This is a genomic window from Vibrio metschnikovii CIP 69.14, assembly GCF_000176155.1.
Lineage (GTDB): Bacteria > Pseudomonadota > Gammaproteobacteria > Enterobacterales > Vibrionaceae > Vibrio > Vibrio metschnikovii.
The window spans coordinates 1,246,329-1,269,394 of record NZ_ACZO01000006.1 but is presented as its reverse complement, the minus strand read 5'-3'; the positions used below and the strand labels follow the sequence as shown (position 1 = coordinate 1,269,394).

Sequence of the window (23,066 nt, the reverse complement as noted above, 5' to 3'; positions counted from 1 at the left end):
TTATGTTGTTGCCTTCTCAGTTGTGAGAAATATAAATAGACTAAAAGCAAAAAAGACGTCCTAGGACGTCTTTTTTCTGGAATTTGGCTCCCCCTGCGGGACTCGAACCTGCGACATACGGATTAACAGTCCGCCGTTCTACCAACTGAACTAAGGGGGAAAGGTTTTGCGATGAGGATGCTACTTATCCGCTCCTTTTCTGTCAATATCTACCCCTTAAAAAATCATAGATATTTTTGATAGTAGAGACTTTACTTTTCTGTACTCCTTATCAGGCATGCGTTGTATTTACTTATCCACCAATTTTGTGGATAAGTGTATAAGGGAGCTTATAAAATTAACCGCAGTTCCAATCATTATCATGCTTTTGCCAGTGTAATCGATTGCTTATTATGGCTAGTGTTTTGACTTTATAGGTTTTTTGGGTTTTACCCACAGATTATTCAGGTGTGGTTGTCAGGTTCGTGATTATTACAGTGATGCGAGGTCGAGAGTCTTTTTGTGGATAAGTGATGGGGTGTTTTTGTACCAAAGGGATAATCGTTATACGTTTTTAGTGACAAGCCTTAAACTACTTGCGAGTTTGCAGCGCTGACCGGACAATAGTCATTCAAAGCAATGAATGCAGTAGGGTAATAGGTAATGAGCAAAACGTTTGAACTGGTCTCTGAATACCAACCCTCTGGCGATCAGCCGGAGGCAATTGAACGATTATTGGCAGGCATTGATGCGGGATTGGCGCACCAAACCTTATTGGGAGTAACGGGGTCGGGAAAAACCTTCACGTTAGCGAATGTGATAGCTCAAGCCCAACGCCCCACCATTTTGTTAGCTCCGAATAAAACATTAGCGGCCCAGCTTTATGGTGAGATGAAAAGTTTTTTTCCTCACAATGCGGTCGAGTATTTTGTCTCATACTATGATTACTATCAGCCGGAAGCGTATGTCCCAACCACCGATACTTTTATTGAAAAAGATGCCTCGGTTAACTCTCATATTGAACAGATGCGCCTATCGGCGACCAAAGCGCTATTAGAGCGTAAAGATGCGATCATCGTCGCTTCGGTATCGGCAATTTATGGCTTGGGCGACCCCGATTCTTACCTAAAAATGATGTTGCATCTAAGACGCGGCGATGTGCTTAACCAACGTGACATGTTACGGCGCTTAGCCGAATTACAATACAGCCGTAATGATGTTGCTTTTGAGCGTGGTCAGTTTCGGGTTCGCGGTGAGGTGATTGATATTTTCCCAGCCGAATCGGAGCAAGAAGCGGTTCGGGTTGAAATGTTCGACGATGAAATTGAGTGCATCAGTCTGTTTGACCCATTAACGGGTGTCATTCGCCAGCGTGATTTGGCGCGTTTTACCGTTTACCCCAAAACCCACTATGTAACACCTCGCGAGCGGATTCTTGATGCGATTGAACAGATCAAACAAGAGTTACAACTTCGGCGTCAAACCCTGTTAGATAATAATAAGCTATTGGAAGAGCAGCGCATCTCACAACGGACACAATTTGATATCGAAATGATGAATGAACTGGGTTTTTGTTCAGGCATTGAAAACTATTCTCGATATTTAAGTGGCCGTAGCGCTGGTGAACCGCCACCGACCTTATTTGATTATTTGCCTCATGATGGTTTATTGGTAATTGATGAATCACACGTAACGGTGCCGCAAATTGGCGCGATGTATAAAGGCGACCGCTCACGCAAAGAAACCTTGGTTGAATTTGGCTTTCGTTTACCGTCAGCGTTGGATAACCGACCTTTAAAATTTGAAGAGTTTGAAGCCTTAGCACCGCAAACGATTTTTGTATCTGCAACGCCGAGTGCCTATGAATTAGAGAAATCCGCAGGTGATGTGGTTGAGCAGGTCGTCCGGCCAACCGGATTACTCGACCCTGAGATTGAAGTACGTCCCGTAGCCACTCAAGTTGATGACCTATTATCAGAAATACGCATTCGGGCCGCCAAAGAGGAACGAGTGCTCGTAACGACACTGACTAAGCGTATGGCGGAAGACTTGACCGAGTATTTACACGAGCACGGGGTAAAAGTGCGCTATTTACACTCGGATATTGATACCGTTGAACGGGTGGAGATTATTCGTGATTTACGACTAGGAGTGTTTGATGTCTTAGTTGGGATCAACTTATTACGCGAAGGTCTGGATATGCCTGAAGTATCCTTAGTCGCGATTTTAGATGCTGATAAAGAAGGTTTTTTACGTTCAGAGCGCTCATTGATCCAGACTATAGGTCGCGCTGCGCGTCATTTGCGTGGTAAGGCGATTTTGTACGGGGACAACATTACCAAGTCAATGCGTAAAGCGATTGATGAAACCGAGCGTCGCCGTGAGAAGCAGCAAGCGTATAACCAACAGCGGGGAATAGAACCTCAAGCGCTAAGACGCAGCATTAAAGATATTATGGAATTAGGCGATGCGACGAAGCCGAAACAGCAGAAAGCGAGCAAAGTTGTGCCACTTGCTAAGGTTGCCGAACCCGGTGCGAGTTATGACTTACTCACTCCCCAGCAGTTAGAAAAGCAGATCATGAAGCTCGAAGCTGAAATGTACAAGCACGCACAAGATCTCGAATTTGAATTAGCGGCTCAAAAGCGCGATCAAATTACGCAGTTACGTCAGCAGTTTATCGCTAATAGCTAGAGAATATAAGAGTTGCATACGAGATAATGGTAATAAGAAGTTTGCAAAATGCGACTCTTGATGCAACAATTAAGCAAAATGCAAAAATAAAATGGCTGGGTAGGCAATTGAGCGAAAATAACGTTAAAACCAAGTATCTGTTGATGGTTGAGGATACGGCTTCTGTGGCAGCATTGTACCGATCCTATCTGACTCCGCTAGAGATTGACATTAATATCGTCAGCACCGGGCGCGATGCGATAGAGAGCCTTAACCGACGAAAGCCCGATTTAATCCTGTTAGACTTGCGTTTGCCTGATATGACAGGAATGGATGTGCTTGCCGCAGTAAAAAAACAATCTCCCGATGTGCCGATCATCTTTATGATCGCACACGGCTCGATCGATACTGAGGTCGAGGCGATGCGTCAAGGTGCACAAGACTTTCTGATCAAGCCGTGTGAGGCGGATCGGCTGCGTGTTACCGTCAATAATGCGATGCGCAAAGCGAATAAGCTTAAAAGCGAAAATTACGATCCAAATAATCAAAACTACCAAGGTTTTATTGGTAGTAGCCAAACGATGCAGGCGGTATATCGCACGATTGATTCCGCAGCGAGCAGTAAAGCCAGCATTTTTATTACCGGTGAAAGTGGTACTGGTAAAGAAGTGTGCGCTGAAGCGATTCACGCCGCCAGTAAGCGAGGCGACAAACCGTTTATCGCCATCAACTGTGCTGCGATTCCGAAAGATTTAATTGAGAGTGAACTGTTTGGTCACGTCAAAGGTGCCTTTACCGGAGCCGCCTCAGATAGACAGGGCGCAGCGGAGTTAGCTGATGGTGGAACGCTCTTTTTGGATGAGTTGTGCGAGATGGATCTTGACCTGCAAACCAAATTATTGCGTTTTATCCAGACTGGTACTTTTCAAAAAGTCGGCTCTTCTAAGCTACACAGTGTGGATGTGCGCTTTGTCTGTGCCACGAACCGTGATCCTTGGAAAGAAGTTCAACAGGGCCGTTTTCGCGAAGACTTATATTACCGTTTATACGTGATTCCATTGCATTTACCGCCACTACGAGAACGTGGTGATGGGCTTTGTTGCTTAATTCAGAGAAAAGGCATACCAGCCCATAATGCTTCATTTTTAAACAACATACTGAGTTTCAGGCATACCTAGCCCCGTAAGCTTGTTCAGCGCTTTGATCATTGCGTAAGTCTCGCCAACCTGAGCGTTGTAATTTCTTAGGCTTAATTTCCCACCTAACAACTGTTTCACTCGATGCATGGCTGTCTCTGATAGAGAGCGCTTATGATAACCATACCGCTTTTTCCACTTTTTGTTTGAGCCGTAGAGCTTCTGACAACCTACCGCCAAATTGCGAGGATGTCCTTGCTCCCAGAAAGCTGCCCCTTCTCGTGGCGGGATGAGCGGAACTGCTCGCTTGATTCGTATAGCTTCATGGCAGCTTCTTGTGTCATAAGCTCCATCACCTGATACTTCAATGATTTTACGACGTGTCTGCTTAAGTAAGTTGGGAAGCACTTCAGCATCGGTTACGTTAGAGAAACTCAGTTCTGCTGCGACTATTTCGTGAGTGCTGGCATCTACTGCAATATGCAGTTTACGCCAAACTCTACGCTTCCCGTCAGTACCATGCTTCTTAACCTTCCATTCACCTTCGCCATAAACCTTGAGACCAGTGGAATCAATGGCTAGATGTTGTATCGCTCCTCTGGTTTTAGTTTTAAATGAAACATCAACTTCCTTAGCTCGACGACTTATGCAGGTGTAATGCGGACAAAATAGCGGGATATTAGCCAGTTTAAATACTGAGTCTATAAATCCTTGCAGCGCTCTCAATGGCATAGAGAATACTCGTTTCACCATTAATGCAGTCGTAATGGCTAAATCACTGAATTGGCGTGGTCTACCACGCTTGCCTTGTTTGCTTTGCTTCCACTCAGCTATCGCTTCCTCATCAACCCAAAAGGTCAGTGAACCACGATTAATTAAGGCTTTATTGTACTGCTTCCAGTTGGTTGTTTTGTAACGAGGTTTAGGCATTAGGCTACGACGATTAATGGATGTAGCCGATCAGATCGTAGCTTCTTGATTTAGTTCCATCGATTTAAGCAACAAAGCCGTGGTGATGATGTGATTGAAATTGCTTATTCATTATTAGGTCATATGGCGAAAGAGGAAGGCAAAGGATTTGTTCGTCTCTCTTCAGAAGTGACAGAGCGTTTCAAGCATTATGAATGGCCAGGTAATGTGCGTCAGTTACAAAACGTACTGCGTAATGTCGTGGTATTGAATGATGGACAAGAAATTACCTTATCGATGCTGCCTCCGCCACTTAATGCGCCAAGAATGGCAGAGCCTACCTTTTTGTCTCAGGATGAGAAGGTGCTTTCTGTGCATGATATTTTTCCGTTATGGCTAACGGAAAAGCAAGCGATAGAAAAAGCCATTGAAGTGTGTGATGGCAATATTCCAAGAGCGGCGAGTTATTTAGATGTCAGTCCCTCAACGATTTATCGCAAACTGCAAACCTGGAATGAAAAAGAGCAGGAAAAGGAGCGTTAGAGACGTTATGCAGTGGATGAATACCGAAAAAATTGATACATTGGCTCAAGAGATAGGCAAAGAGAATATTCCTATCTTAATGGATATTTTTTTAGGTGAACTTCGCCTTTATCATCAGCAGCTCACTCAAGGGGCTGATGGCGGCAATATGACTTACTTAATTGAAATTAGTCATGCTCTTAAAAGCAGTGCCGCCAGTTTTGGTGCCGATAAGCTGTGTGCTTTTGCGACACAAATCGATAGCAATGCTAAGCAGGGGATTGCTATGAATGAAGAAACAGAAACGGCTAAGATGCTAGAGATACTCAGCGAAACTACCCAGTGTTATGCTCAGTTACAAAGCGCGGTGCATTAACCGCTTCAAACCTGTCTTATAACAAGGCGCATTTTACTGGAAGGAAAATCAGTGTTAGCGGAACGAGCTGGGCAAATGGTGATTTTTGCTACTTTGGTGCAGCAAAAAGGCTTTACCGCTGCCGCCAAGCAATTGGGGGTATCGGTCTCTCATGTCAGTAAACAGTTGGCTTTACTTGAAGCGTCTTTGGGAATTAAGTTGGTACAACGTACAACGCGGAGTGTCACCATTACCGAAGCGGGGCAAGGTTTTTATTGGCATTGTGCCGAGTTACTTCGTTTGGTCGATGAGGCGCAAGCTGAAGTTGAAAGTCAGCGTGATGAAGTCGCTGGGCTGCTGCGTTTGGGTTTATCGCAATCTTTTGGAACTTTACATGTTTTACCTGCGCTAGAATCGTTGCGTCAACGTTATCCTGAGCTACAAGTCGAGGTCCACCTGTTTGATCATCGTGTTGACATGTTACAAGAGGGGCTCGATTTATGGATAACCAGCAATGAGCATATACCTCAGGGATACATTGCTCAGCGTCTAGCGGATAGCCGTTTTGTTGTGGTCGCCTCACCGGACTATTTACTCCACCATGGTACGCCGCATACTCCGGAAGCGTTATCAGAGCACAATTGTTTGATTTATCGCAGTTGGGATCGTGACTATACCCGTTGGTCTTTTGCAAAATCGGATCACAAGTTGACCATACAAGTTTCGGGTAACTACTCGGTTGATTTAGCGGAAGCGGTACGTGATGCTGCAGTGGCTGGATGGGGGGTAGCGTATCTAGCGACGTATCTGCTTAAAGATGAATTTCGTCACGGACAATTGATTCAATTATTGCCAGATTGGCACGCCAACCAAAATATGCCGTTTTATGCGGTTTATCCTAGCCGTCAGCATATGCCTAAGAAAACGTCGGCGGTGATCGACTTTATCAAAGACAAATTAGCGAGTCCTTGTTACTGGGACAGCCGCTTAGAGCCTTATGTGCGCTTCGCATCGACAGGATGCTAAGTCTGCCGCCTACTTAATGTTTCAATCTCCCCCTGTTTTCCTCGTCTGGCAACATTGGTCGTCTATGCATGAGTTTGTTCTTTTTTCTTAAGTGATTCTTTCCATGACTAGAAACATTATTTCCATATGGAAATAGCCCCAAAAAGCAAACGTTTGTTTTGTTGAAATTCAATGAGTTAAATGATCGGTTGTTGCGTGATATTTTTTTGATCTACTCCGTTAACATTTGCGGCTTGCGCATCTACTTTTGCACTATAGAATGCCTCGCCTTGCATTATTAGTAACTTTTCGGATTGGATTTATGATCTCATTGCTCGGTGTGATAGCCATTTTAAGTGTGGCTTGGCTATTTTCTGCAGATAGAAAAAATATTCGACTTAGAACGGTCGGCTTGGCTTTTTTGTTGCAAGTAGGTTTTGCCCTGTTGGTGCTCTATGTGCCAGCCGGTAAAGATATACTCAATGGGGTGACAGGCGCCGTTGCTCATTTGATCGATTATGGCCAAGAAGGGATCAGTTTTATCTTTGGTGGGTTAGCCAGTGAGAAAGTAGGATTTGTATTTGCCATTCATGTCCTTGGTATCATTATCTTTTTTTCTGCGTTAATTTCGGGGTTATACCATATTGGCTTGATGCCGAAAGTGATTAACTTGATTGGCGGAGCGCTACAAAAATTACTGGGTACTGGCCGAGCAGAATCGCTGTCAGCAACCGCCAATATTTTTGTGGGTATGATTGAAGCTCCCCTTGTGGTTAAGCCTTATTTAAAGCAGATGAGTGATTCACAGTTTTTTGCGGTGATGACTTGTGGTTTGGCATCGGTTGCCGGAGGCACCTTGGTCGGTTATGCGTCATTGGGTGTCAATTTGAACTATTTGATTGCCGCCGCGTTTATGTCTGCGCCTGCTGGTTTATTAATGGCAAAAATGTTGTTTCCGGAAACGGAAACCTACCAGCAAAAGGCCGAAATCGATATTGATATCCCCGAGGCGACCAATGTCGTCGAGGCGATGGCTGATGGGGCGATGTCGGGACTACGAATTGCTGTTGCGGTTGGCGCGACACTGCTCGCTTTTGTCAGCGTGATTGCATTACTCAATGGTCTATTAGGCTGGGTAGGGGACGGGATCGGTATCACATTAAGTTTTGAGCTGATACTGGGGTATTTATTTGCACCAATAGCATGGTTATTGGGCATTCCATGGCATGAGGCGATTACCGCCGGATCGCTGATTGGTAATAAAATCGTCATCAATGAATTTGTCGCTTTTATTCAATTCATCAACGTACAATCACAATTGAGTGAACATTCGCAAGCGATCATAACGTTTGCTTTATGTGGTTTTGCTAATATTTCGACGATGGCGGTCTTGATTGGTGGCTTGGGGAGTTTAGTACCAGAGCGGCGCAGTTTTATCTCTCAATATGGTTTTAGAGCGATTGGGGCTGGCGTTTTGGCTAATTTAATGAGCGCAGCGCTAGCGGGTGTTATCTTATCACTATAAATATAAACGGGGCGAGAGAGATTATTGCTCGCCCCGTTTTTGTCTCACATGTTACTTCTCATTGTTAATCAGAGATAATTAATGCGAGTGGTTAATGTTGCGTTTTATCTTGGGTATGGAACTGTTCGCACGCCATCATAGTGTTTTCAATTAAACTTGCTACCGTCATCGGGCCAACCCCACCAGGAACGGGAGTAATAAAACTGGCTCGTGTGCGTGCGACTTCAAAATCGACATCACCAATCAACTGTCCAGAAGCAAGACGATTGATACCGACATCAATCACTACTGCCCCTTCTTTCACCCAAGATCCAGGAATAAAATTAGGCTTACCGACCGCGACGACTAAAATGTCGGCTTGACGAACATGGTGTTCGAGATCTTTAGTGAAACGATGACAGGTTGTCGTTGTACAGCCTGCCAGCAGTAATTCCAGACTCATTGGCCGCCCTACAATATTCGATGCACCAACGACAACGGCATGCTTACTCCGTAATTCGATATTGTAACGTTCTAATAAGGTAATGATCCCCTTAGGAGTGCAAGAGCGCAGTTTAGGGATACGCTGAGCTAAGCGACCGAGATTGTAAGGATGAAATCCATCGACATCTTTATCCGGTACAATTCGCTCTAATACTTGGGTCGTATCAATTCCAGCAGGTAGAGGAAGTTGAACAAGAATACCGTCAATAGTGTCGTCTTGATTCAACGTATCAATTAACGCTAAGAGCTCAGCTTCGCCCGTTGTTGCCGGCAGATCATAAGATTTCGAGACAAATCCGACTTCTTCACAGGCGCGGCGTTTACTGCCGACATAGACTTGCGAAGCCGGATCTTCGCCGACAAGAACAACCGCAAGTCCCGGAGCCCGTAGCCCCAAATCGGTGCGGGCTTTTACTCGTGCTGCGACTTCAGATCGCACCGTTTGCGAGATTAACTTTCCATCAATATATTGAGCCGTCATAACATTCCTTACTTACACTGCAAAGAGCAAAATTTTGCGCGCATTGTGGCAGATGACAAGCAAAATATCCATAAGCAAACGTTTGCTATTTGATTTTTAATGTTTGTGCGGACTTTTCTGTTTCAAACTCGGTAAAGGTGATCAGCTAAATAGTGATGAGTCATGCTATTTTAATAAGACGTTATGCGGTTGGCTGACGACAACATCGTGAGTTATCTATTCGTTAACCCGTTTTAAAATAGCACTTTTGCTTTATATTTAGGCACTTGATAGAAAATAACGGTCAAAAGCGTTGATTTACGCGCTTGAACTCGTATAATCCTTCCCCGTAACGCGCCCTTAGCTCAGCTGGATAGAGCACCTGCCTTCTAAGCAGGTGGTCACAGGTTCGAATCCTGTAGGGCGTGCCATATTTTAAGCCCCAGTACTTGTACTGGGGCTTTTTGATCGGTGCTTATTGTTTGAAGCGCACGACAAGTTCATGTAAATCGTCTGAGACTTTATCGACATCATTAATACAGTCATTCAACAGATTTGCACTCCGTTGGGTGGATTCCGCTAAGTTTGAAATATTGACGATTTGCTGATTAACGTTCTCTGCCACATGAGCTTGCTGCTCGACCGCAGTAGCAATTTGTGCTGACATATCAGCAATCTGCTCAACGGCCTGTGAAATACCTTCCAATACTTCACTACTTTTTAAGACATATCCTAGCCCTTCTTCAGCATTTTGCACGCCTACTTTGGATACGTTTACTGCTTGCTGAGCTCGACCAGTCAGTTCAGAAATAATATTGTGGATATCTTGAGTTGACTGCTGAGTTCGAGTGGCTAGTACGCGTACCTCATCAGCCACGACAGCAAAACCTCGTCCTTGTTCTCCAGCTCTTGCCGCTTCGATAGCCGCATTAAGCGCTAATAGATTCGTTTGTTCAGCAATATTTTCAATGATTTGGGCGACTTGAGCAATTTTAGTGGTCTGCTCAGAAACACTTTCAACAGAGTGACCAATCTGCTGCACCGTTTGTTTAAGCTTTTCAATCGAATCTCGAGTAATGTGGGCTGTTGTGACGCCGTTTTGAGTCAACGTATTGGCTGTTGATGCTTGCCCCGCCGTATTATTCACATGCTCTGAAACGTCGTTGATTGAAGTGCTCATTTGGTTCATTGCCGCAGCGACAGTCTCGGTTTCGGCTTGCTGGCGCATGATTTCTTTGCGAGCGCTTTGAGTTAAGCTTTGCCCACGCTTCATGCCCGATGAAACGTCACTGGCCGCGTTTTCAATTCGCGCCAAAATGGTACTGAGATGAGCGGCTTGACTGTAGAGGGAGACTTTAATCGTTCCTAGATCGCCACTATCGTCTGTATAAGTGCTGACCGCTAACGGGTGACTAAATGAGTTTTTCAGTAGTGCGCTGAGTGATGCAAACATTTTTTTGCGTGAGTATGAGATCCAAGCCGAGAAGATAACAACACTCAATAGAAAAAAGCGCTCAGAGATTTGAGGGTAACCGGTATTCCATAAAACGATGGCGAACAAGAGAGCGATGCTTAACAATAGATATTCAGGGTGCGCGAGCAAAGTTAGTGACTTTGTTGATTTTCCAGACTTAATTCGTTGATAAAACTTTTCTGCACGAGCAACCGCTTGTCTCTCTGGACAAGAACGGACGGATTCATAACCCACAACTTTTCCATTTTTAGTAATTGGAGTGGCATAAGCATCTACCCAATAGAAATCGCCGTTCTTACAGCGGTTTTTCACCAATCCCATCCAAGGCTTTCCTGCTTTTAGATATTGCCACATTACCTCAAATGCTTCAGCGGGCATGTCGGGATGGCGTACGATATTATGTGGTTGACCAATCAGCTCGTTCTTGCTGAAACCACTGATGTCGACGAAGGCATCGTTACATTCCAAAATAATACCTTGGGTGTCGGTCACCGTAATTAATTTGGTTTTGGGGTCAAAGGTTTTTTCTTTATTGGTCGTCGGTTGGTTATTACGCATAACGATATCCTAAGCAAGGGGATGCAGTGAATCAAATCCTTTCTATTAATAAGAGTAATACAAATTTGATAATCGGCTATCGCGTAATAGGGCAAATCCACTTGCTTATTTAAAAATAGGATCAGAATCGGTTTGGTTTGCTTTTAAAGAATCGCAGGTTTTGTTTGATTATTATGCTACTATTTTCTGGTGTATAAGTTTGTTTGATAAGGCTCGTTGTTATGACCTCTTGCTCTGATCCTGTTTCTCGTGTCAGTTGTGCTCACTGCCAATCTCATGATGGACTGGAATTTTCATTTACGATGGCGTTTCAACCGATCATTGATGTTAAAAATCGAATGATTTTTGGCTATGAAGCATTGGTCAGAGGTGAGCAGGAGCAGTCTGCTTACTCAATAATTTCTCAAATTAATGAGCATAACCGTTATTTGTTTGATCAAACTTGCCGAGTGAAGGCGATTCAGCTCGCTAGCCAATTAGGGTTAGATTCGATGTTGAGTATCAACTTTTTACCGAATGCGATTTATCAACCAGAGCGCTGCTTGCGGACAACGATAGAAGCTGCTCAACGCTATGATTTTCCTATCTCCCGGATTTTATTTGAATTTACTGAAGTTGAAAAATTTGAAGATACGACACATGTCAAACGGGTGGTGGAGTATTATAAATCGTTGGGCTTTTTAACCGCGATTGATGATTTCGGTTCTGGTTATTCTGGATTGAATCTCTTGGCTGATTTTCAAACCAATATCGTTAAATTAGACATGCAGTTAATTCGTGGTATTGATGTGGATCTGACCCGACAAAGCATAGTGCGTAATTGTTTAACTATGTTTAAAGATCTGAATATTACACCGTTGGCTGAAGGGGTTGAAACGCTAGCGGAGTTGGGTTGTTTAATGACACTGGGTGTTCCATTAATTCAAGGTTATGTCTTTGCTAAACCTGGTTTTGAGTGTTTACCTAAACCGGATATTGACCACATATTGAATACCCTTCCTACTTGAAGCTGCAGCGGTGTTGGCTACGTTCGTTCACCCCAATCATATAGTTTGCCTGTGCTCATGGGGATTTACTCACTTGCCGCCTACCTGCAACTTCAACTCGTTTGGGTATAGTCTATAGTGGTGAATATGAAATCGTATTGCATAAAAAACGCTAAGTAACAGGGTTACTTAGCGTTTTTTCTTATTATCTTATGCGATGTTTCAGCATGAGAGGAGTCTATTAGGTTTAGATAATGACAACAATCGCCAATAACACCAATAATCCCCCCAAAATAGAAGGGCGTTGGAAGCGGTTCGCCGCTTTTAGCTCTGAACCAGGGACAACGGGCACGGTGGTTGAAAGAGCAGCAACGGGACCCCCTGTTAAGAAGTACTGCATAACCGCACAACCACCAGCAGCAGCAGCAGCGGCAGCGAGTGGAGAAACATCGTATTTCAGAACAATGGTTAAAAATGGTAATACAATGGCCGCTGATGCTGCGTTTGATTGAGTGATCAAACCAGCAATCGCTGACACTAACAACATTACCACGATCGGTGCGTAGTTCAGCGCAGGATCAAACCAGTTGGCGACCATGTCCACAACACCAACATTACGAATGACAGTCGACATAAATAAAAAGCCGATAGTCGCAATGAGTGGGATAGCGACTCGTTGCACGCCTTCAAGCATCATTGATTCAGCTTGTCCTAGTGGTGTTTTGGCTAAAATGGCGACTAACAAAGCAGAGAACACGCCGACTAGAAACACTGGATAACCAATAGCAAAACCAATCACCAAGGCAATAAAAGGTAAAATAGCGATTAAAAAGCTTTTATCTTCATATTTATCTTTAATGTCTTGCAATATGGCATTGATTTGCTCTTGAGTATAAGTAATACCACTACGTTTTTGCTCAACGCGTAGACGCCAAAAGCTGATCGCAATAATTGATAAAGCGGTCACCGCACCAATGACGTTGATCATACCAAAGCCAATACCAGCAGTGGCGATGACAGCAAGTAGGGTTGGGTGAGTGAATCCACCAAAGTTACCTAAGTGACCGGCATGCGCTTGTAATCCTGCGACTTTATCTGGATTAACACCGAGTTTAATCGCGGCAGGACCAGTAATGACCGCAGTAATAGCGGGTTGGGTAAAACCAGTCAGACCACCAATCACGCCAGCAGCGACGGTTCCTGCACTGGCAATGCCAGGGCCTCCTCCAAAGCGGCTACCCAACAAAATGATGCGTTGAATAATCACGTTGAGGAAGCCGGTTTTTTCCATGACACCAATAAAAAGTAATACACCCGCCATATCAGCAATCACGGGGTGTAAACTGCCGTTGACCATTTTCAAAACAGTAATATCCGCACCGCCGGTGACGGGGAAACCAGCCAGTAAAGCGGCCAATGTCGAGCCGATAATCGCGGTCATATACAGTGGCGTTCGACCACTGATCATTAATATCAGGGTAAGCCCGATAACTAATTGTGCAATAAGTAACATAGTACCTCTCTTAATTTAGTAATTGATGATCCCTTCTCACTTGCCGTTGCCGAGGTATTGAATGTATCAATGACACTTAATCATAATGTTACCAATCTTAAGGCCACGGATTCACTGACCACCGACTCGCTATCTCATGTTGTCTGGGCATCGAAGATGTTGATGATGAACCATTTTGAGCAGAGAATATCACCACTTCAGAGTTAGATAATGAGTATAAAGTGTTATAAAAAGTAATTACCTAGTGTTTCAGTCTGTAAGATGAGGAAACTATACCGAATTAAAGGGGGTTAATGATGACAATGATCATGGTTGTTGCCGAAAAGAGACGGCCTTTCTCGGAGAAAGGCCGTTTTGTCTAATAGCTCTCAAAATCATCTTAAAGCGATGTCAGGGAGAAGGTGGTTGGAATCACGATGTTGCTTCAATCGTATTAATGGCGTGGATCAGTTTGTCGGATAGGTGAGCTTTTTGTCCGTTTTTGAAGTTAAACATGACTACGGTCGCCGAGCCTGTCGTGGTCACTTTGCCCATTTTTTTACTGACCGCTTGATATTCCATAGTAAAACGATCGCTTTGAATATCAACTACACGTGAACCAATCAGTAAGGTATCAGGAAAGGTGACCGGAATTTTGTAACGGCATTGGGTTTCACTTAGCACTGGGCCGATACCTGTACTTTGCGTTTCTTCCATCAGGGCAACTTGTTTGAAATAGTCGATACGCGCGGTTTCAAAATAACGAAAGTAAACCACATTGTTCACATGCTGTAGCGCATCCATTTCTCCCCAAGCCACAGGGATTTCAGTAATAACCGGAAAATCAGCGAGTAAATGTTCCATAAAAGTTAGTTCCTATGTGCGTGTGACAGGGTATTCTAACGTGAACGGAATGAATGATGGTGAGTTTGGTAACATTAATTTAACGTTTTGAGGGGTGAGTAGCAAAGTTAAAGACAACCTACGGTGAATAATTTCATTTTTAACAGTAGGTTGTCTTGAGTGCGTGTCATTTTGTTAAGAGAAGGTTAGTTTTTGGGGTGAGTAAATCCACCGTACAGATCCATACGACGATGGCGTAAATTAGTCACTGAGCCTTCAGTATTGAGCTGCTTCAGTTTATCGAGATCAACATCGGCAAAAATGATCATTTCGGTGTTAGGACTTGCTTCAGTGATCGTTGCATCGTGTGGGAAAAAAACATCGGACGGTGAAAATACAGCCGATTGCGCATATTGAATATCGACATTATCAACCCGTGGCAGGTTACCGACGCTTCCCCCGATAGCTACATAACACTCATTTTCAATCGCTCTGGCTTGCGAGCAAAGCCGCACACGTTGATAGCCATTTTTGGTATCTGTCCAAAATGGCACAAAAATAATTTGCACATCTTGCTCTGCTAACATCCTTCCTAGTTCTGGAAATTCACTATCATAACAAATTAAAATCCCCACTCGTCCGGCATCGGTTTCAAATACGCGGACTTGATTGCCTCCATCAATTACCCAGTCACGTTTTTCATGGGGAGTAATGTGTATTTTGTATTGTTCGTCGATAGAACCATCACGATGCAGCAAATACGCTACGTTATACAATTGACCATTTTCTAACACTGGCATGCTGCCAGCAATAATATTGATGTTGTAAGTAACGGCCAGCTTTGAGAAATGATGTTTGATTTGTTCACTAAAAGAAGCAAGAAAACGAATCGCTTCGACGCTGTTTTGTTCACGTTTTAATCCCATCAGTGGCGCATTAAAAAACTCCGGGAACAGGGCAAAGTCGGCTTGATATTTGGCTAATGAATCAATGAAAAACTCAGCTTGATCGAGCAAATCCTCTACGCCATCAACGGCGCGCATTTGCCACTGGATGATACCAATACGAACCAGCGTTTTTTCAACGTCGTGTACCGACTGAATATCTGCCTCATAGAAAAAATTATCCCATTCTAATAATGTTGCGTAGCCTTTTGAGTGGTCATCTTCTGGAAGATAATGGCGCATGATGCGCTTAACATCAAAATCGTTCGCTAATTGAAAAGAGAGGATCGGGTCGTGTAACTCACGGCGTTTTACTTTTTCAATATAGTCAGCAACGGGCATTTGATCGGCGTGTTGAGCATAGCCTGGTATACGTCCACCCGCTAAAATCGCCTTAAGGTTATTACTGCGGCATAACTCTTTTCTCGCCGCGTACAACCGTCGCCCTAAACGTAAACCACGATAATCAGGATGGACAAACACATCCAAGCCATAGAGAGCATCACCGCTGGTTTTATGCTGAATGACATTATGTTCACTGATAATGTCAGTGTAGACATGCGGTAGAGAGAATCGGTTGTAATCGACTTTGATGGTGAGAGCGGCACCGATGATTTTACCATCGTCTTCGATACAAATCTGACCATCGGGAAATTGATGAATGAGATCCATGATCGTCATTCGTGGCCAAGCTCCCCCAACATCGTGGAAAACGAGATCCATCAGTGCGGCTAACTCAGGATAATCGTTCTTTTCAATCACACGCAGAGTTAAGCGTGGCGCGATATTACTCATACTTTATGAACTCCTTTTTTAACCATACTGGCTAATTTATTGGCGCGATTCAAGGTTAAAGATAGTGAGCTATCTATTCGTTACCGCATTAGGTGGTGTCGATAGGGTTAATTTTATAACAGAAATGTCATTAACTTGTCGCACAACCTGGATGCTTGTCACGCGATTGCCGCTGAAAAAATAGTCACCATGGTCCATAGTACTAGCTTATTTTTCGTCAACCGATAGATGACATTTATCGGTTTACCATACATTGAGGTAACACTCATGAAGTCCTGTCCATTACCGCTTTTATATACTTTAGTCAGCGCGGCTCAGCTGATTAAACGTCAATGGCGGAAATTTTTATGGCTCTCTTGGCCACATTTAGTGATCACTCAGTTAGGGGGATGGCTTCTTTCCAATCCGTTTTTCTCTGAGCAAATGCCTTTGGTATTCCTAACGGGGGTAGTGATGATTGGTGTGACGGCTTGGGTTACCGTCAGAATGCACAGAGCTATTTTACTCGATCATTCATTCGAGATGAAGAATCCACAACCCGTCTCTGGGCTAAGGGAATTGAGAGTCATCGGTTATTGGTTATTGCTATTTTCGGGATTATTGGTACTTATTTTTCTATTAACTTTCTCAGTCATGATTCTATTTGAACTCTCTTTCTTTGGTTTAGCGTTGCTGTTTTTGCTATTGGCTGTACCGGTTATTTGGTTATTTTCTCGCTGCCTATTAGTGATCCCTGCGGTATCGATCGACGATGAACCACGCGGGCTCATTACCGCATGGCGTTTGTCTCAGCCTTATCAGATATCGCTGTTTTTGCTCGTTGGTGTGTTACCACTAGGGGTTGGATTCATGGTGTATCAGTCAGCCCAATGGCATCAAAGTGTCAGTTTTTCATTGTTGGTGAATATATTGGGTTATGCATTTTGGATCTACGAGCTGTGTCTATTGTCGCTCAGTTATCGATGGATTAAACAGCGTAAACAGATCGATAACATGCTTGATACCTCGTCAAATAAACCGTCTTTACTGATTAAAGAATAATGTTGGTATGGGTAGAAGCGTCATTCATATAGATAAGAGCCATCCTTGGTTCGCATCTGCATCTATCTATCGTGTCAGGGTAAGCATTATTCGCAAGGGGGGGCTAAGTGAATTAACGCTAAACCTCCCAACGCCGTTTCACGATATTTTTTATTCATGTCTTTCCCTGTTTGGAACATGGTTTCAATCACTTTATCTAAAGAGATTAAGCACTTACTTGTGCGTTTCAGTGCCATGCGAGAGGCATTAATCGCTTTAACGGCGCCCATCGCATTACGTTCAATACAAGGAACTTGCACTAAGCCGCCAATTGGGTCACATGTCATTCCTAATGAATGTTCCATGGCAATTTCTGCTGCCATACAAATTTGTTCATTACTGCCGCCACGTAATGACGTTAATCCTGCCGCCGCCATGGAAGAGGATACGCCGATTTCTCCTTGGCAACCGACTTCGGCTCCTGAAATGGAGGCATTCATTTTATATAGCATACCAATTGCCCCTGCGACGGCGAGAAAATCTTTAATTTGTTTAAGATCCAAAGGGCGAATAAAGCGATGATAGTACATCAGTACTGCGGGAATAACTCCGGCTGCGCCATTGGTTGGGGAAGTGACGACCTGACCTCCAGCCGCATTTTCTTCACTGACAGCAAAAGCAAATAAGTTAATCCAATCCATGACTTCTAATGGGTCTTGTTCTGTGGACGCATTGGCTTCGAGTTTTTTCAAGAGCGCAGGTGCTCGGCGAGTCACATTAAGTCCGCCTTCTAAAATCCCTTCGGTTTCAAACCCTCGTTCCATGCAAGAGGACATCACTTGCCAAATCTGTTCTGATTTTCGATCGATCTCTTGCCCATCACGCAAAGCAAGTTCATTGCGAAGAACGAGACCGGCGAGACTAAGCCCATTACGTTGCGCTTTGTTGAGCAAGTCATCGGCACAGGTAAAAGGAAATTCAACGTTAATGGGTGAAGCGGCATGACCATGTTCAAGTTGCGCAGCGGTAGCAATAAATCCACCACCAATTGAGTAGTAAGTTTCAAAAGCGACAAGGCGATATTGCTGATCAAACGCGCTAAACGTTAGGCCATTTTCATGTAAAGGTAAGCTCTGTGGATGAAAAAGGAGATCATCTTGATGAGAAAAAGGGATGTTTTTTTTACCTGCTAAATTTAACGTAGCGGTTTGTTGAATGGTGTGTAAATCCATCTTCGCTTGTGTGATATTAATAGTATCTGGCTGATTACCGAGTAGTCCGAGCAATACCGCGCGATCGGTATGGTGACCTTTTCCGGTCAATGCTAATGAGCCATACAAATCAATCTGGATTCTGGTCACCAGCGATATATCCTCAATCAAGGATAAAAATTGAAAGCCAGCGATCATCGGTCCGTTGGTATGAGAGCTGGATGGCCCAACACCAACTTTAAAAATATCAAATATTGACAACATAATGTTTCCCTTATTGGTGTAATGCACTCGGCTACGTTTAGTGAGTATATACCCTTCCAACTTGAAGCTGCAGCGGTGTGAGCGGCGTTTGTTTATCTCTATCACATCGTGTCTATATTCATCGGGCTTCACTCACTTGCCACTTCGCTGCGACTTCTCGTTATTCGGGGATAGCGCTCTTTTTCTTGTCATACTGAAAGCGACGCTGCGTTCAGCGCAAGGTTGTTTTGATGAGTGTTATCCATCGAAAACCGAGTGTGCAGAGGATAATATAAAACCTAGTATTTTACTCAAGTATTTGCTATTTTTCGCAAAATACCACCAAAAGAGCAGCATTGATGTCTATCTGGCAAACCACGACACTGACCAATCGTTACCATGCGTTACCCAAGGTTTTTTATCGAGAAGTAATGCCTCAACCGCTCGATAATCCACAATGGATAGCATGGAATGCGGAATTCGCTACTCAGTTCGGTTTACCCGATCAACCCGATCAAGAACTGCTTGTTTGTTTCTCTGGGCTACAGATGCCGGAGAGTTTTAAACCATTGGCAATGAAATACGCGGGTCATCAATTCGGGGTTTATAATCCAGATTTAGGCGATGGGCGAGGTGTGCTATTAGCCGAAATAACCAGTCTCTCAGGGGAAGTCTTTGATCTGCATTTAAAAGGTGCTGGGCTTACCCCTTATTCACGGATGGGGGATGGGCGTGCGGTCTTACGTTCGACAATCCGTGAGTATTTATGTAGCGAGGCGATGGCGGGATTAGGCATTGCCACCACTCGAGCGCTGGGGATGATGGTTAGTGATACGCTAGTCTATCGTGAGCAAGCAGAAAAAGGCGCTTTATTAGTCAGGATGAGCCAAAGCCACGTGCGTTTTGGTCACTTTGAGCATTTCTTTTATACTAATCAAATCAATGAGCTACGTTTGTTGGCCGATAAGGTTATCGAGTGGCATTATCCGCAATGTCTGCAAGCGGATAACCCTTATGCTGATTGGTTTGCACAGGTTGTTGAGCGAACCGCAAAGATGATTGCTCAATGGCAAGCGGTCGGTTTCGCTCATGGGGTGATGAATACGGATAATATGTCTATTCTTGGACAAACGTTTGATTATGGTCCTTTTGGGTTTTTAGATGATTATGACTCAAGTTTTATTTGTAACCACTCGGATTATCAAGGCCGTTATGCGTTTAATCAGCAACCAAGAATCGGTTTATGGAATCTGTCTGCTTTAGCACACGCTTTATCACCACTTATTGACCGCGGAGATTTAGAACAAGCATTGAGCCGTTATGAACCGCTACTTAATCAATATTTTAGCGAGCTAATGCGTCAGAAACTAGGCTTATTGACCCAGCAGCCTGGGGACAGTGAGTTATTCGACCAGCTATTTACGTTACTCGCTAAACATCGAGTCGACTACACGCGTTTTATGCGTCAGTTATCGTGTTTAGATCATGCTGATGAACAAAGCGTTATCGATCTCGTTGCTGATAGAGACGCTGGTCAGCGGTGGCTAGAGCATTATCTGCAGCGTTGTCAGCAAGAGAAAGACGCTCAAGGCCATTTAGTCTCGGTCTCTCAACGTTGTGCCACGATGCGTAAGCATAATCCGAAATACATTTTACGAAATTACTTGGCACAGATCGCAATTGAACGCGCTGAGCAGGGGGACTATCGTGAACTGGAGCGGTTAACCAACGTATTACGTGACCCTTTTTCTGAACAAGTCGAGAACGAGCATTATGCTCAATTGCCGCCAGATTGGGGAAAGACGCTGTCGATAAGCTGCTCTTCTTAGCTTATGAGCTCTTGCACCTCGAGGTTACTATCGGTCTTTTTTAAGTAGGACCTTCATCCTATTCTCATCTCGACGATGCCTTGTTGACTATAGACTCGTCATTACGGTGGGACCGCCGAGTGTCGAATTTTTTAAAGTATAAAAGTAAGAGCAAGATCTCTTTTTATCGATTTGGATAAAAAAAGACCTCGATTCTCTTGAAAAAGCCTTTATTGTCCCCATTTCGATTACAGCGTGTTGAAACGAGGTGATGGATTTTTTAGCACTTAGGCGAGTTTTTATCAGATTGACGGGTTCCGGCTTGGGGTTTAACTCGACAGCAAAAGCTTGGGTCGGTAGAATGTCGCGTCTAAATTTTTGTCCTGAGACTAATCAGAGATACCTTTATTCGGCGCAAATCGGCAAAGATATCACTCATTAGTCCGGCGTGAAGGTGAGTTAACTGGATACGCCGATGCTCAATGTTTTATCGCTAAGTGTTCAATCGAGCACCACACAAGGATGCAGCCAGTCAACGTATTGGCTCATGATGCTCAGTAATACTGAGCCAGTTTTGAGGTTTATAAATAATGCAAGTTACTGTTGAAACGCTAGAAGGCCTAGAGCGCCGTCTCAATATTACTGTTCCAGCTGCAAACATCGAAGATGCGGTGACAGCGGAACTACGCAACATCGCGAAAAACCGTCGTTTTGATGGTTTCCGTAAAGGCAAAGTGCCAATGAAGATGGTTGCTAAGATGTACGGCAAAGCAGTACGTCAAGATATGCTTGGTGAAGTGATGCAGCGTCACTTTATCGAAGCTATCGTAAAAGAAAAAATCAACCCAGCGGGCGCACCAACGTTTGCTCCTGTTTCAATGGAAGAAGGCCAAGATTTGGTATTCACCGCTACTTTTGAAGTTTATCCAGAAGTTGAGTTGAAAGGTTTAGAAAACATTACGGTAGAAAAACCAGCAGCAGAAGTGACCGACGCCGACGTCGCTGAAATGCTAGAAACGCTTCGTAAGCAGCAAGCGACTTGGGTAGAAGTGGATGAAGCGGCTGAAGAAGGTAAGCGTGTTTCTATCGACTTCATCGGTTCGATTGACGGTGAAGAGTTTGAAGGTGGCAAAGCTGAAAACTTCCCACTAGAAATGGGTGCAGGCCGTATGATCCCTGGTTTTGAAGACGGTATTGCTGGAAAAACCAAAGGCATGGAATTTGAAATCGACGTAACTTTCCCAGAAGATTACCATGCGGAAAATCTAAAAGGTAAAGCGGCTAAGTTTGCTATCAAAGTAAACAAAGTTGAGGCTCGCGAGCTGCCAGAGTTGAACGATGAATTTGTTGCTAAATTTGGCGTTGCAGACGGTGGTCTTGAAGGTCTTAAAGCTGAAGTTCGCAAAAACATGGAACGTGAGCTAAAGCAAGCCATCAAAGCACGCGTTAAAGAGCAAGCGATTGAAGGCTTAGTAAAAGAGAACGAACTACTGGTTCCTTCTGCTTTGGTTGACCAAGAAATCAACGTACTACGTCAGCAAGCAGCCCAACGTTTTGGTGGTAACACTGAAGCGGCTAACCAACTTCCACGTGAGCTATTTGAAGAACAAGCGAAACGCCGTGTTGTTGTTGGCCTACTACTTGGTGAAGTGATCCGTACTCAAGAGCTGAAAGCGGATGAAGAGAAAGTAAAAGCGATCATCGAAGAGATGGCCACCGCTTATGAAGATCCAAGTGAAGTGATTGCTTACTACCAGCAAAATGAGCAAATGATGAACAACATGCGCAATGTAGCTCTAGAAGAGCAAGCGATTGATGCCATCATTGCCAAAGCACAAGTAACGGAAAAAACCGTTAGCTTTAATGAGCTAATGAACCCAGAAGCGGCTTAATTTTAGTCGGTGATCAGCAAGAAGGGTTGACGAAACCTCGACTCTTCTGCTAACAATGGTCCGTGTGATGCCCATCATTCGGGCCATTTATTTTAGGGATATTAAGACTATGAGCTACCAAGAAAAAAATGCAATGTCGCCAATTATTGACGCGCTAGTACCCATGGTGGTGGAACAAACTTCTCGTGGTGAGCGCTCATACGACATCTATTCTCGCTTATTGAAAGACCGTGTTATTTTCCTAACGGGTCAAGTAGAAGATCACATGGCAAATCTTGTCGTGGCTCAACTGCTTTTCTTAGAATCTGAAAATCCAGATAAAGATATTTTTCTATACATCAACTCACCCGGTGGCAGCGTAACCGCAGGTATGTCGATTTATGACACGATGCAGTTTATTAAACCGAATGTAAGTACCCTGTGTGTTGGACAAGCTTGCTCTATGGGTGCTTTTTTATTGGCAGGTGGTGCTCCTGGCAAACGTTACGTTCTGCCTAACTCACGTGTCATGATTCACCAACCACTCGGTGGATTCCAAGGGCAGGCATCGGATATTCAGATCCATGCGCAAGAAATTTTGAGCATCAAGAATAAATTAAATACGCTACTTGCAGAGCATACCGGACAGCCACTAGATGTCATTGAACGCGATACTGACCGAGATAACTTTATGTCAGCGCAGCAAGCAGTCGATTACGGTATTGTTGATGCGATACTTACCCATCGCGGTGAATAACAATCGTAATAATTGAT

The 23,066-nt window shown here is 44.0% G+C and carries 16 protein-coding genes, 2 tRNA genes and 2 pseudogenes; 12 read left to right on the top strand and 8 right to left on the bottom strand.

Annotated features, from left to right (window positions below; all coding sequences use genetic code 11):
* Nucleotides 1-84 precede the first annotated feature (84 nt).
* Nucleotides 85-160 (bottom strand) — tRNA-Asn (locus VIB_RS09140).
* 482 nt (nt 161-642) lie between these two features.
* Between VIB_RS09140 and uvrB the strand changes: the two genes are divergently transcribed.
* Together uvrB and VIB_RS09130 are read left to right on the top strand one after the other, a co-directional pair.
* Nucleotides 643-2,673: an excinuclease ABC subunit UvrB gene (gene uvrB, locus VIB_RS09135; RefSeq protein ID WP_040904511.1), complete on the top strand. Its 2,031-nt coding sequence runs from the start codon at nt 643-645 to the stop codon at nt 2,671-2,673.
* Nucleotides 2,674-2,816: 143 nt separating this feature from the next.
* Nucleotides 2,817-3,743: pseudogene (locus VIB_RS09130) on the top strand (sigma-54-dependent transcriptional regulator); the annotation flags it as partial.
* Between the two features lie 54 nt (nt 3,744-3,797).
* On the opposite strand, the gene VIB_RS09125 reads toward VIB_RS09130, so the two are convergent.
* A complete protein-coding gene (locus VIB_RS09125) occupies nt 3,798-4,718 on the bottom strand; it encodes an IS5 family transposase (protein WP_004393905.1) in 921 nt (306 codons plus the stop codon).
* 72 nt (nt 4,719-4,790) lie between these two features.
* On the opposite strand from VIB_RS09125, the pseudogene VIB_RS09120 reads away from it, so the two are divergent.
* The 4 genes and pseudogenes from VIB_RS09120 to VIB_RS09105 all read left to right on the top strand — a co-directional run.
* A pseudogene (locus VIB_RS09120) lies at nt 4,791-5,240 on the top strand (AAA-type ATPase lid domain-containing protein); the annotation flags it as partial.
* A gap of 7 nt (nt 5,241-5,247) precedes the next feature.
* Nucleotides 5,248-5,595 carry a quorum-sensing phosphorelay protein LuxU gene (luxU, locus tag VIB_RS09115; RefSeq protein ID WP_004395660.1) on the top strand — a complete coding sequence of 116 codons (348 nt, stop codon included), beginning with the start codon at nt 5,248-5,250 and terminating at the stop codon, nt 5,593-5,595.
* A gap of 51 nt (nt 5,596-5,646) precedes the next feature.
* A complete protein-coding gene (locus VIB_RS09110) occupies nt 5,647-6,600 on the top strand; it encodes a LysR family transcriptional regulator (protein ID WP_004395659.1) in 954 nt (317 codons plus the stop codon).
* Between the two features lie 301 nt (nt 6,601-6,901).
* Nucleotides 6,902-8,104, top strand: a complete 1,203-nt coding sequence (locus VIB_RS09105) for a NupC/NupG family nucleoside CNT transporter (protein WP_004395658.1) — start codon at nt 6,902-6,904, stop codon at nt 8,102-8,104.
* A gap of 91 nt (nt 8,105-8,195) precedes the next feature.
* On the opposite strand, the gene folD is transcribed toward VIB_RS09105, so the two are convergent.
* The gene (gene folD / locus VIB_RS09100; protein ID WP_004395657.1) at nt 8,196-9,068 is read right to left on the bottom strand and encodes a bifunctional methylenetetrahydrofolate dehydrogenase/methenyltetrahydrofolate cyclohydrolase FolD; all 873 of its coding nucleotides are present in this window, start codon (nt 9,066-9,068) and stop codon (nt 8,196-8,198) included.
* 333 nt (nt 9,069-9,401) lie between these two features.
* On the opposite strand from folD, the gene VIB_RS09095 reads away from it, so the two are divergent.
* Nucleotides 9,402-9,478: transfer RNA gene (locus tag VIB_RS09095), tRNA-Arg, on the top strand.
* A gap of 44 nt (nt 9,479-9,522) precedes the next feature.
* Here VIB_RS09095 and VIB_RS09090 read toward each other — a convergent pair.
* Nucleotides 9,523-11,079, bottom strand: a complete 1,557-nt coding sequence (locus tag VIB_RS09090) for a methyl-accepting chemotaxis protein (protein WP_040904509.1) — start codon at nt 11,077-11,079, stop codon at nt 9,523-9,525.
* Nucleotides 11,080-11,300: 221 nt separating this feature from the next.
* On the opposite strand from VIB_RS09090, the gene VIB_RS09085 reads away from it, so the two are divergent.
* Nucleotides 11,301-12,086 (top strand): EAL domain-containing protein, encoded by a 786-nt coding sequence (locus VIB_RS09085; RefSeq protein WP_004395654.1) that lies wholly within the window; start codon nt 11,301-11,303, stop codon nt 12,084-12,086.
* A gap of 226 nt (nt 12,087-12,312) precedes the next feature.
* Here the strand turns inward: VIB_RS09085 and VIB_RS09080 are convergent, their stop codons facing one another.
* From VIB_RS09080 to VIB_RS09070, 3 genes are all read right to left on the bottom strand, one after another.
* The gene (locus tag VIB_RS09080; protein WP_040904507.1) at nt 12,313-13,578 is read right to left on the bottom strand and encodes an SLC13 family permease; all 1,266 of its coding nucleotides are present in this window, start codon (nt 13,576-13,578) and stop codon (nt 12,313-12,315) included.
* A 411-nt stretch (nt 13,579-13,989) separates the two neighbouring features.
* Nucleotides 13,990-14,421, bottom strand: a complete 432-nt coding sequence (locus VIB_RS09075) for an acyl-CoA thioesterase (protein ID WP_004395652.1) — start codon at nt 14,419-14,421, stop codon at nt 13,990-13,992.
* Between the two features lie 185 nt (nt 14,422-14,606).
* On the bottom strand, nt 14,607-16,139 hold the full coding sequence (locus VIB_RS09070; protein ID WP_004395651.1) for a bifunctional GNAT family N-acetyltransferase/carbon-nitrogen hydrolase family protein: 1,533 nt from the start codon (nt 16,137-16,139) through the stop codon (nt 14,607-14,609).
* Nucleotides 16,140-16,406: 267 nt separating this feature from the next.
* Between VIB_RS09070 and VIB_RS09065 the strand changes: the two genes are divergently transcribed.
* Nucleotides 16,407-17,180 carry a hypothetical protein gene (locus tag VIB_RS09065; RefSeq protein ID WP_004395650.1) on the top strand — a complete coding sequence of 258 codons (774 nt, stop codon included), beginning with the start codon at nt 16,407-16,409 and terminating at the stop codon, nt 17,178-17,180.
* Between the two features lie 86 nt (nt 17,181-17,266).
* Here the strand turns inward: VIB_RS09065 and VIB_RS09060 are convergent, their stop codons facing one another.
* Complete coding sequence (locus VIB_RS09060; RefSeq protein WP_040904503.1) at nt 17,267-18,634, bottom strand: L-serine ammonia-lyase; 1,368 nt, start codon at nt 18,632-18,634, stop codon at nt 17,267-17,269.
* A gap of 338 nt (nt 18,635-18,972) precedes the next feature.
* On the opposite strand from VIB_RS09060, the gene VIB_RS09055 reads away from it, so the two are divergent.
* From VIB_RS09055 to clpP, 3 genes are all read left to right on the top strand, one after another.
* Entirely contained in the window at nt 18,973-20,442 is a 1,470-nt protein-coding gene (locus tag VIB_RS09055; protein ID WP_004395648.1) for a protein adenylyltransferase SelO, read from the top strand.
* A gap of 569 nt (nt 20,443-21,011) precedes the next feature.
* Entirely contained in the window at nt 21,012-22,313 is a 1,302-nt protein-coding gene (gene tig / locus VIB_RS09050) for a trigger factor (protein WP_004395647.1), read from the top strand.
* A gap of 109 nt (nt 22,314-22,422) precedes the next feature.
* Complete coding sequence (gene clpP, locus VIB_RS09045; protein ID WP_004395646.1) at nt 22,423-23,049, top strand: ATP-dependent Clp endopeptidase proteolytic subunit ClpP; 627 nt, start codon at nt 22,423-22,425, stop codon at nt 23,047-23,049.
* Nucleotides 23,050-23,066 lie beyond the last annotated feature (17 nt).